Annotated in this window: 3 protein-coding genes; 2 read left to right on the top strand and 1 reads right to left on the bottom strand. The window is 43.1% G+C overall.

Features of this window, described 5'->3' with window-relative positions; genetic code table 11:
• Both A3738_RS01230 and A3738_RS01235 read left to right on the top strand, forming a co-directional pair.
• Positions 1-226 (top strand): OmpW family outer membrane protein (locus tag A3738_RS01230; protein ID WP_304440052.1); only part of this gene is annotated, 226 nt, incomplete at its 5' end.
• 67 nt (positions 227-293) lie between these two features.
• A complete protein-coding gene (locus tag A3738_RS01235) occupies positions 294-812 on the top strand; it encodes an START domain-containing protein (RefSeq protein ID WP_068476298.1) in 519 nt (172 codons plus the stop codon).
• A 39-nt stretch (positions 813-851) separates the two neighbouring features.
• On the opposite strand, the gene A3738_RS31760 is transcribed toward A3738_RS01235, so the two are convergent.
• A partial coding sequence (locus A3738_RS31760) for a hypothetical protein (RefSeq protein WP_231876492.1) occupies positions 852-1,054 on the bottom strand: 203 nt, incomplete at its 5' end.

The raw sequence follows: 1,054 nt of genomic DNA on the forward strand, positions 1-1,054 counted from the left end.
AAGCAATACAAAAATTGAATTGGAAGACAGCACCGGCGTCGCTATTCATGCCGGCTTTGATTATGTATTGACTGACAGCATTGATTTGAATGGCTCTTACTACTGGATAGACATCGACACCAAGGCTGAGATCACTACCGATAGTAACGCTGGTAAAGTCAAAGCAAGCGTTGATGTTGATATCGATCCATCTATTTACATGTTAGGTATCTCATATACGTTCTAGGCTTATATGATGGCAAGCTTGGGGAGTCTTTTGACTCCCTTTTTTTGTTCGAAATAAAAGGCTCAAAATGCAAATACTTACTCTTATCTCATGGCTACTGTTCTCAATATCCTCAATTCATGCTTGGGAGCTAGAGAAGAGCAACGATGGAATCAAGATTTTCACAAATGAAATCGAAGGCTCAGACTTCAAAGCATTCCGTGGTGAAAAGCACATTACTGCCCAACTATCTGACGTATTAATGGTGATAAAAAATTTAGAGAGCATAGATGATTGGCTACACGAATACATAAAGAACCAGATAATTGAGCAAGTCTCTGAAAACGAGATTATTGTCTATCAAGAGACAAGCGTGCCTTGGCCCATCACAAATCGCAACTTCGTTCTGAAAATGAAGGTTTCGCAAACAAACTCAAACAAGGCCGTCGTTAGGTTTTCAGCACTTGTGGAACCTGATGTGCCCGACCAAGACTGCGTGCGCGTGACGGAGCTAATTGGAGGCCGGACGCTGACACGAGAAACACCCACTTTGCTGCACATCATCTGTGAAACCTCTGCTGACCCTGCTGGAGATATTCCTGCGTAGTTAGCGAATGCATTTGTTGTAGACCAGCCTTTCAATACACTAAAAAACCTTAGGAGCATCGTTCAGGGTAAATAAGCGGGGGCTGACACCTACATCTTGTGACACCCATATCTTTTGACGCTCACATCGCTCTACGTCACAGACTACTGAGCAAGATCTACGCATACTAAGCAAACTTGCTGATTCACTCATCGTTAAAGCAAATAAGGATATTCGCTTACCGTGCCTAGTATGCCCCGCAA

Source organism: Oleiphilus sp. HI0066 (genome assembly GCF_001635725.1).

Bases quoted from the DNA above. Each gene is read 5' to 3' on its own strand.
- A3738_RS01235 (WP_068476298.1), top strand. From the start codon at position 294: ATGCAAATACTTACTCTTATCTCATGGCTACTGTTCTCAATATCCTCA.